9 protein-coding genes are annotated in these 10,307 nt (G+C 47.2%); 1 reads left to right on the top strand and 8 read right to left on the bottom strand.

From position 1 onward, the window contains the following. From VIN66_RS14490 to VIN66_RS14525, 8 genes are all read right to left on the bottom strand, one after another. A partial coding sequence (locus VIN66_RS14490; protein WP_331924645.1) for an AAA family ATPase occupies positions 1-1,199 on the bottom strand: 1,199 nt, incomplete at its 3' end. After that, the gene (gene aroB / locus VIN66_RS14495; protein WP_331924646.1) at positions 1,186-2,256 is read right to left on the bottom strand and encodes a 3-dehydroquinate synthase; all 1,071 of its coding nucleotides are present in this window, start codon (positions 2,254-2,256) and stop codon (positions 1,186-1,188) included. The genes aroB and VIN66_RS14490, both read right to left, overlap by 14 nt. A gap of 24 nt (positions 2,257-2,280) precedes the next feature. Then, a complete protein-coding gene (gene aroK, locus VIN66_RS14500; protein ID WP_134052014.1) occupies positions 2,281-2,799 on the bottom strand; it encodes a shikimate kinase AroK in 519 nt (172 codons plus the stop codon). 166 nt (positions 2,800-2,965) lie between these two features. Beyond that, positions 2,966-4,966 carry a type IV pilus secretin PilQ family protein gene (locus VIN66_RS14505; protein WP_331924647.1) on the bottom strand — a complete coding sequence of 667 codons (2,001 nt, stop codon included), beginning with the start codon at positions 4,964-4,966 and terminating at the stop codon, positions 2,966-2,968. A gap of 84 nt (positions 4,967-5,050) precedes the next feature. Further along, a complete protein-coding gene (locus tag VIN66_RS14510; RefSeq protein WP_331924648.1) occupies positions 5,051-5,587 on the bottom strand; it encodes a pilus assembly protein PilP in 537 nt (178 codons plus the stop codon). Further along, on the bottom strand, positions 5,584-6,183 hold the full coding sequence (locus VIN66_RS14515) for a type 4a pilus biogenesis protein PilO (protein WP_331924649.1): 600 nt from the start codon (positions 6,181-6,183) through the stop codon (positions 5,584-5,586). The genes VIN66_RS14510 and VIN66_RS14515 overlap by 4 nt, the downstream gene beginning before the upstream one ends. Next, positions 6,180-6,776, bottom strand: coding sequence for a PilN domain-containing protein (locus VIN66_RS14520; RefSeq protein ID WP_331924650.1), 597 nt, complete (start codon positions 6,774-6,776; stop codon positions 6,180-6,182). The genes VIN66_RS14515 and VIN66_RS14520 overlap by 4 nt, the downstream gene beginning before the upstream one ends. Beyond that, entirely contained in the window at positions 6,764-7,843 is a 1,080-nt protein-coding gene (locus VIN66_RS14525) for a pilus assembly protein PilM (protein ID WP_134052024.1), read from the bottom strand. Before VIN66_RS14525 ends, VIN66_RS14520 begins: the two co-directional genes overlap by 13 nt. A 291-nt stretch (positions 7,844-8,134) precedes the next feature. Between VIN66_RS14525 and VIN66_RS14530 the strand changes: the two genes are divergently transcribed. Further along, positions 8,135-10,307: penicillin-binding protein 1A (locus VIN66_RS14530; RefSeq protein ID WP_331924651.1), on the top strand; the 2,173-nt coding region annotated here is incomplete at its 3' end.

Raw genomic sequence — 10,307 nt, forward strand, 5'->3', positions numbered from 1 at the left:
AGCAAGACAAGCTGCATCTTACCTTGCCAGCTACGCTGGTAACTTAATGTGTCAAGCGCCGGATATGCACGTTTAAAGCGTGCTAAAGCAGCGTCACTCGATAATACGGCCAATTGCACTGCAACTTGCGACTTTTGCAACGACAGCAGCTTAACTTCATCATATCCAAAAACTGTGCTGTCAGAATCGGCTGTGTCGGGTACAGCTGGCGACGAGACAGTTTCTTCTGACGCTATCTCAGTGCCTGCTGTCTGGCTCTCTGTGGAATCAGCCACCGGCTCGGGCAATGCTACCGTTTCTGCCTCAGAGCCTGGTTCAGTATCTGTTACTGCTTCAGCAGAAACTTCGGCTTCAATTTGATCTGAGCCTGGGTTTATAGCGCTATCTATTGCAGTATCTTCAACACCGGCTCCTGCAGCGGGTACTTCAACTGGCAATACCGGTGTTTGTGCAGGTTCCACCGGTATACGTACCGACAACTCGGGTTGCTTCTGCGATGGCCAGAAAACATACAACAGCGTTATCAGAAACACTGCAGCCAACGCAGCCCAGATCCCTCGCTTTTTAAGCTCAGCAGACTTTTCTGCTACAACCTCTGCAGTTTCGGCCCTGTTGTCAGGCCCGACAGGTTGTAGCAGTCGGTGCATATTGCCATTAGAACTTGCCAGACGCTCAGCTATTTCAATGCTGTTTAACGCATCGCGGCGTAACAATTGTTCTGCATCATCTGTTGTGACACGATTCAGGGTTAAAGTCAGTCCAGCTTCATCGGAGCTCTCTGTAGAGAAACAAAACACCAGGCTGGGTAATGAACTTAACTGCCGGATAAACTCAGACGAGAAACGCTCAGCATCATCGATGACCACAGCCAGTGGCGCTTGCTCTTCTGTAATTGCAATTTGTTCTGTGATAGAGATTGACGGATCGCCGGGCTGCCCAAACCACTGTTGCATCAGCTGTTGCGTGGCAGCAGTTTTACTAACCGACGTATCGAGCAACGCAATGTTATACTGATCAGACAATAACTCGGCAATGGCTAGCGCCAAGGTTGACTTTCCACTGCCGGCAGACCCCAGAATACTAATCAGCTGATGATCATTAAACGCCAATTGGAATAAAAGCCTTTCCAACCACTCGCGTTGCGACGGTAGCAAATGATCCAATTGAGCCAAACGAGTCTGTAAATCAGTAATGTCCATCAGCAAACACCCTTATCAATTCGGCTTCAGATACGTCATCTACTACCGCTGTGCTACCGAAAGCTGTCGGTAACACAAATCGCATATTGCCGTTACGCACCTTTTTATCTGTCTTCATAAACGGCATAAAATCTTCGATCTTCATATTGGCTGGCGGTGCTGTAGGTAAATCAAACGCCGTTAACAAAGCACAAAGCTGCTGCAACTGCTGCGCGGTTATCGAACCGCGGGACATGGCTAACTTTGCCGCCATGACCATACCCGCCGATACAGCCTCACCATGCAGCCATTCACCGTAACCTAACCACGCTTCTATAGCATGCCCAAATGTGTGTCCGAGATTAAGTAATGCTCTATCGCCCTGTTCAGTCTCATCACGACTGACGATATCCGCTTTCATCTGACAGCAATGCCTTATCATCTGTGCCAGCAACTCAGGTTCTAAGCCAACAATGTCTTTATGATGCAGGGATAACCAGTCAAAAAAATCTGCATCGCTGATAAGCGCGTACTTAATGACTTCTGCCATGCCCGCAGAAAACTCTCGTTGTGGCAATGTAGATAGAACTGAGGTATTAATCAGCACCTGTGCCGGTTGTTTGAAAGCGCCAATCATATTTTTGCCAAGCGGATGATTTACTGCAGTTTTGCCACCTACTGACGAGTCAACCTGCGACAGTAAGGTAGTTGGAATCTGCAAAAACGAGACACCTCTTTGATAACAAGCTGCTACGAAACCGGTCAAATCGCCAATTACGCCGCCGCCAAGCGCAACCAACAGCAGATCCCGAGACATCCGCTGTTCGAGTAGAAAACCTAAAACCTGTTCAAAAGAGCTTAACGTTTTGTATGCTTCGCCGTCTGGCAACAGAAAATGTTGTACTGACCCAGGCTGAAACAATGCCTCAACCTGTGACAAATACAAAGGGGCAACAGTGGGGTTAGAAATAATGACAACTTGCTTCTTTGCTGCCAAAGCAGGGTCAAGGTTAAGAAAGCTGTCATCTATAGAGATGGTGTAGCTGCGTTCGCCAAGTTGTACTTCAACTTTTTGCATCAGCAGCTCCCTATCGAAATGAAATCAAAAACCCAGTTGGTCTATAATCTGGCTGGCTACAGCCCGTGCACTCTGTTCATCAGTGCGTACAGTAAAATCAGCTATTTCAGCATAGAGCGGGTTACGCTCTGCGGCTAACCTTTCCAGTACTTCTTTCGGTGCTTCTTCTGTCTGCAGCAATGGCCGTCTTTTATCGCGCTGAGTACGTGCAACCTGTTTCTCTATCGGAGTTTCAAGGTAAACAACAATACCTCTGGCCGACAGCCGATTTCTGGTTTCTTTGCTAAGTACAGAGCCACCACCCGTTGCCAATACTATGCCTTGCAACTCTGTCAGATCCTGAATGACATTTTCTTCACGTACGCGGAAGCCTTCTTCACCTTCCAAATCAAACACCCACGCAATATCTGCGCCAGTGCGGCGTTCAATTTCCTGATCTGAATCGTAGAATTCAAGGTGAAGCATGTCTGCTAAGTGCCGGCCTATTGTGCTTTTACCAGCGCCCATAGGGCCGACGAGGAAGATATTACGTTTTTCTGCCATAAGTTGTATTACTAATCAGCTAACTCAGTGAAAAGTTAAATTCAAGGACCAAAAGGCTCCCACGAAAATTTGAAGCGCTGAATTATGTCAGGAATAGCCTTTTGTTGGCAAGCTAATTCTGAACCAGTGGTTGCCGCAGCAAGTGCAGCAACCACTGCCTTTGATATTAAAGCCCGTCTGATATAATTTTCGGTGTGACGAAAATCAGCAGTTCGTTCTTCTCATTAACTTCGCGGGTAGATCTAAATAAGTTACCTACATAGGGAATATCACCAAACAGCGGTACTTTGTTGACAGTCGACAGAATTTGCTGTTGGTAAATTCCACCCAGAACAATAGTTTCACCGTTATCGACCAGTACCTGGGTCTGGATCTGCTGAGTATCAATAGCAGTCGCAGGTCCCGTAGGCGTTTGTACTGTCTCACCTCTGGTGTTCTGTGTGATAACTAAATCCAGAATGATTTTATTATCAGGCGTGATTTGCGGCGTAACCGTCAGACTCAGCACCGCTTTTTTAAATTCAACGGTTGTTGCACCACTTGACGCCGCCTGCACATAAGGTATCTCGACACCCTGCTCGATACGGGCTTCTTTCTGGTTAGCCGTCGTGATGCGGGGGCTGGCAATAATCTCGCCTTTATTTTCCTGTTCCAGCGCCGATAACTCTAAATCCAGCAAGGTACCGTCAGCCAAACGGGCAATATGGAATGCGATACTACCAGCCGGATTACTGGCGGGTAAATTAACGTTCCAGCGGTCATCTAATGAAGGAATGTTGCCATTGGCAATATTGTTAGCACCGCCGGCAGAGCCAGACGTTCCCTGATTAGAACTTCCGCTACTTTGCTGATCGGTAAAACCCCAACGAATACCCAGCTCATCCGTCACGTTATCACGTACTGTTACCATACGTGACTCTATCAACACCTGACGTACCGGAATATCGAGCCTTTCAATCAACTTACGGACGTTCTCAATATTAACTGCGGTATCCTTTATCAGGATGGTGTTAGTACGGTCATCAACGTTAACTGAACCACGCGCTGACAGCAGAGTCGCATCTTTGTTGCTAAGCAGCTTGGCAATATCGGCAGCTTTCGCATAGTTGACTGACAGGAAGTCTGAATACAGCGGCTCAAGATCCGCAACCGTTTGTTTTGCCTCTAACTCCCGCGCTTCCCTGGCTGCCAGTTCATCTGTTGGCGCGATCATCAGGATGTTACCTTCCATCCGCTTATCCAGCCCCTTGACCCGCAGAACAATATCCAGCGCCTGATCCCAAGGCGTGCCGTCTAACCGCAGAGTGATATTACCCGTTACTGAATCACTGGTAACCAGATTGAAACCATTATAGTCAGCAATAATCTGCAATACTGTCCTGACAGGGATATCCTGGAAGTTCAGCGATATCGCACGACCTTTATACTCTTTACCGCCGCCGAGAATACTGCGGTTTGTGGTATCACGCTCTACGTTCAGCGTGAAAATATTATCAATTTGCTGGTAAGTAAAAGTGAATTCGGCTGTTGTATCTATCACAAGCCGGGTAGAAGCACCTTCTTTAAAGGTTTCAATTCCTTTGACCACAGTACCGAAATCAACAACATCAAGCTGATACAACAGCTCATCTAAAATGTCTGTATTATGAAACTCCACTTCCAGCTTGCCCAAACGCTCACTCACGTCAACCGCGGCGGTATTGTCGCGCAGAAACACCAGCACACGGCCTTCGCCTTTATCTCCGCGGCGGAAATCTATTGCGTTTACACGGTTGATATAAGTGGGTTTAACGTCTGCAGCTTGCCCTACTGCATCAGAAGTGGGGTTATCTGAGATGTGAATGTAAAATACGTTGCCACGAACCCTGGTTCGATAAATCTTTAAATAGTCCAGATAAATCACTGTTTTAAAACCGTCGCCTTCAAACTCGGAGGTAACTCTTTTTACACCGGATTTATCAATCAGAACCTCGCTCAGCTTTTCTTCATAATCAGATTCGTTAAAAAACAGTTCTATCCGCGCAGGCTCATTAAACACCTGAATACTCGGGTCAGCATAAAGCTCTTCGTCGAAAATGAACTCTATTTCTGTTTCCCCGGTCAGTAACGGGTTGTACCGCACGTCGTAAAGCAGTGGCACTGCTGATGCAGGTATTGAAAATAGCATTAAGGCTGCAAAGCACAGTACTGTGCGCTGGATTGTGCCAGACATTATTTTGATTATTTTATCCATGATTTACTCGCATACCTATCAATTACTTGCAGCAGAAGACGCATCCGCCATCTGCAACATTGTCGTCCGCTCTTTCCAGCAACCCGCGCCGTCCGGAATTAACTCAAGTAACTCTATATGAGTCGGCTCTACGTTAATAACACGGCCATGAAATAACCCAACGTGATTATTCAGCGTTACTCTGTGCAATGTCTTATCTGATGCTTCAATCAATGCCCAGATATTACCTATATCGCCCAAGGTACCCCGCATCTTTAAATTATCGACAGCGTACTTTTCCAGTGGCTCCTTTCTGCGACGCGGATCAGGGTGTAAGCAATCCTGCACCTGAAGAAATTTATCCTGAATTGCTTCAGGCCGCGGAGCTGAAAATGGGCTGCGAGCATCCTGAGAGCGATAAGGAATATGCTCAAACTCCTGCACTTCGGGCAAAGGTTCTACCCGGGCTCTTGTATTCGCTTTGACGTCTGCGATGTAATTCTGTACATCGCTCATATCGTTAAAACAACCAGTCAACATTAAAGTCAGTGTAATGACAGATAAACGTCTAATCATGGCTGAACCTCCTTGTAGCGGTAGGTTTTGGCCACGACATTGAAACGAAGACGCTCATCTTTTTCAGTTGTAATAGAGAAATCGTGCAAACTGACAATACGCGGAAGTTTGGCTACCTCACTAACAAAATTACCAAACTGATGATAATCACCGATTACCTCAATTTTTATTGGCAGCTCGGTATAAAACTCCTTTTCGATCTCTGGCTCCCAGTTAATACGGATAAAAGTTAAACCGCTGGTTGTACCAACGTAAGTAATATCATCCAATAACCCCGGGGTTTCATGTGTTGTCGGCAGTTGCTTCAGTAAAAACGAAAACGTCTGCTCCATTTCTACCATTTGCTGCTTATACAAATCCAGATTTACTGCCTGAGCATACTTAGTGCGATAGACCTGCCGCAACTCGGTTTCTTTGCCCTCAGCCACCGTCAGCTCATCGATTTTGCTATCCACAAGTAGAAAGTAGCTTAAAACAGACACCAGAATAGCCAGAATAATGGCAAATATGATCTTTGCCCCCGCAGGCCATGATCCCATATTCTCCAGGTCAAGATCATTGATATCGATCTCTGACAAGTTAATGTTCAGGCTCATTTCGCACCTCCGTTTGCAGGTCTAGCCGGTGTTTCAGCCCCCTGCACAGCTTCATAGCCTTTAACAGTCAGGTGCATTTTAAAATTGCTAAGTAAACTGACAGAATCTTTACCGGCCTCGATAAACTCGAGATAAGGCTCTGATAACAATTCCGACTCTTCCGCTTCCCGAAGCATATTTGACAAGCGGTTATTCGATTCACTCTTACCGATCAACAACAAAGAAGTACCCTTTTTCTCAAGTTGGGTCAGGTACACACCTGCGGGGACAGCACTGGCAATTTCATCCATAATTTGGGTGCCAAGGTTTCGGCTACCTTGTAACTGAGAAATCAGTGCCATCCGTTGTTGCAAGCTCTTCTTGGTATCATTCAGAGTACGGATCTCAGCAATACGCTGATCGAGAATTTTTATCTCGTTCTGCAGAAAGTTATTGCGCTGTAGTTGTCCTTCAATACGGGCGCTATAAACCATATTCACCAGGAATACCAGTAAAAAGCTCAGCACAGCTGTTGCTGTCAATATTGTCAGGTACTGTTTCTGCCGTTCTTTACGCGCTGCATCGCGCCACGGCAGTAGGTTTATATATGCCATGACGAAAAACTCCTTAACGCCAGACCACTGGCAACCATCAACTGTGACGCGTGGCGGTTGAGTTGCTCACGATCAACCGACGTAGCCACTTCCATCGACTTAAACGGATTGGCTACGACAGTATGGATACCCAGCTCGTCTATCAGCAGTTTGTCTATACCTTCAATCAGCGCAGTACCGCCGGAAATTACCAGATAATCGACCGCATCTCTGCCACTGCTGGTCAGATACATCTGTATACCGCGGCGAACCTGTTGCAACAGCATTGTCTGAAAAGGTGCCAGTACTTCAAAGGTATAGTTAGGCGGCAGATCACCGTTCACTTTGGCTAACTCTGCTTCTTCGTAACTTTTATTGTAGTAAGACAGAATACTGCGGGTGTATTGATCGCCACCGAACACCTGGTCACGCGTGTAGAGGGTTTTACCATTTTCGATAATACTGAGCAGAGTCATCGTAGCGCCGATATCAACCATCGCCACAACTTTATTAGCCGCATCATCAGGTAGCTGCTTAAGGCATAACTCAGCAGCCCGGCTTAACGCATAGCTCTCAATGTCAACGACCTTAGCCGTAAAACCACCATTATCAAGTGCGGCAACACGCGCTTCTATACTTTCAGTTCGTGCAGCGCTTAGCAGTACGTTTACTTTTGACGGATCCGCATCGTTAACATCAAGTTTTTCAAAATCAAGACTGACTTCATTTAACGGATAGGGAATGAGCGTGTCAGCTTCAACTTCAATCTGACTTTCAAGTTCAGCATCGGTTAAGGACACATCCATGAAAATGACTTTACTGATCACGGTGGATCCGGACACAGCAGCGGCGGCGAATTTAACTGAGCGGGGGATCTTCTTACGGATCTTACTGAGCACATTACCAACTGCTTCAATGTCCTGGATCTCGCGATCTGACATTGCACCTTTGACCATAGGCTCTACGGCGAATGCTTCTACTTTACATACGCCGCTGTGCTGACTGAGTAATACAGCCTTCACAGAGTGTGCACCGACATCGATCCCCACCATCATCGGTGTTTGTTTACTGAACAGGCGATTTATCATAGCTTCCTGCGGCCATTTTATAGTTATGATTATTGTCTCATTGATAGCTTAGTCGCTAATTTTTGGCAAGAAAAAGCGTTTAATCTAAAGCTAATAAATATATACTAGCAGCGTTGTAAAAGAATTGGGAGTAAAAATTGGGGTTATTCAGTGTCTTGGGTTAAAAAACTTTTAATACTCTGTCTATCCATGATCCTTCTCGGTGTAGTAACGATCTCTGGGATCTATTTTTACCTAAAAGATGATCTCCCGGACGTTACAACCTTGCTGGATGTCAGATTACAGACGCCGATGCAGGTTTTCACAGCCGATGGCGAACTTATTTCTCAATTTGGTGAAAAGCGCCGTATCCCTCTCAAATTGGAAGAAATGCCTCCTTTATTAGTTCAGGCATTTTTAGCTGTTGAAGATACAAGATTTTATGAGCATCCCGGCATCGATATTATTGGTATTTTCAGGGCAATGACAGTTGTCGCCTCATCTGGCGATTTCAGCCAGGGTGCCAGCACCATTACTCAGCAACTGGCCCGCAACTTCTTCTTAAGCCGAGAGAAAAAAATTGTTCGGAAAATCAAGGAAATATTTCTAGCAATTCATATAGAACAGTTATTAACGAAAGATCAGATCCTCGAGCTTTATCTGAACAAGATAGAGCTGGGTCAACGCTCTTTCGGTGTCGGCGCTGCGGCTCAGGTTTACTTTGGTAAAACGGTTCACGATCTGACAGTCGACGAAATAGCTATCATAGCCGGTTTACCTAAAGCACCATCAACGCTCAACCCGGTCCGCTCAGCCAGTAACGCCCGTGCCCGTCGGAACATCGTACTTGGCCGCATGCTGGATATCGGTGTAATTGATAAAGCTACTTATCAACAGGCAATAGAAGCCCCTGTCACCAGCCGGCTACACGGTGCTCAGATAACAGCATCTGCCCCCTACATTGCTGAAATGGTGCGACAGGAAGTTATTAACCAGTTTGGCGAAGAAACAGCCTATTCGGCCGGGCTGAAAGTCTATACCACAATAAACAGTAAACAGCAGGCGGCGGCTAAGCGGGCATTGCAGCAAAACCTGTACGACTATGACGAACGTCATGGCTACCGCGGCCCGGTCGCTCAGTTGTGGCCGGCACAGCTCAATGAAGCTGAGGGTGCAGAGCCTTTGTTTAGCGAAACTGAACCACTGTCACGCGAAGAAATACTCGCTTACCTTGATACTCAAAGCAGCCTGGAAGACTTGCGTCCCGCTGTTGTCACTGCTGTGCAGGCACAAAGCGCTACTTTGCTGATGGCTGGAGGCCAGGAAATAACACTGAACTGGGAAGGCCTCAAATGGGCCCGGCGCTTTATTAATGATGAACGTCAGGGTACTGCGCCTAAAGCTGCATTTGCCATTCTGGCACCGGGGATGCATGTGCTGGTCCGTAAGCAAGACGCTGACTGGCGTCTATCCCAGATACCGGAAGCCAGCAGTGCCATCGTTGCTATCGATCCGCATAACGGCGCGCTACGCTCACTGGTCGGGGGTTACAGCTTCGGTCAGAGTCAGTTTAACAGGGTTACCCAGGCGAAACGTCAGGTAGGCTCTAACATAAAACCTTTTGTTTATTCGGCAGCACTGGAAAACGGTTACACCCTGGCTTCAATCATGAATGATGCTCCCATCCATCAATGGGACGACAACGCGGGTATTGCCTGGCGTCCAAAGAACTCTCCCGCGGTTTACGATGGCCCGATTCGGATCAGAGAAGCACTGGCTAAATCTAAAAACGTGGTGTCGGTCAGATTGCTGCGGGGTGTCGGTATCGACAATACCATCCGGCATCTGCAGCGTTTCGGTTTTGCTGCCAGTGACTTGCCACGTAATGAAACCTTAGCCTTGGGTTCGGCGTCACTCACACCGCTGGAGTTGGTTACAGGCTATGCCGCGTTTGCAAACGGCGGCTATCTGGTAACCCCCTACGTAATAGATAAAGTAGTGGATGACGAGCAAAATGTCCTTTACCAGCATAACCCGGCGACAGTGTGTCAGGATTGTGCTGACAAGGAACCTGCCGCTGCCGAACCCGTTGAAGCAGACGCAGAAGCCCAGTTGGACCAGCTGTTTAATGAATTGGCACAGGATAAAACCGTCTCTGACGAAGCCATAGCGTCAGCGGAGACTTCCCCCCGCCTGGCTGAACGAGTAATTTCTGAACAGAACAGTTTTCTGATCGCTGATGCGCTTAAAAGCAGTGTTTGGGGCGGTGGTAGCTGGCAGCACGGTACCGGCTGGAATGGCACTGCATGGCGTTTGCAAAAACTTAAGCGACGCGATCTGTCTGCAAAAACCGGCACAACTAACGATTCGAAAGATACCTGGTTTTCTGGCTTTACACCTGATTTAGCAGTAACTGTCTGGGTTGGCTTTGACGATGCTAACCGCAGCCTGGGGCGGGCTCAGTGGCATGCCAACATGGGGCAGC

The sequence above is a fragment of the Rheinheimera sp. genome (assembly GCF_036568245.1).
GTDB lineage: Bacteria > Pseudomonadota > Gammaproteobacteria > Enterobacterales > Alteromonadaceae > Alishewanella.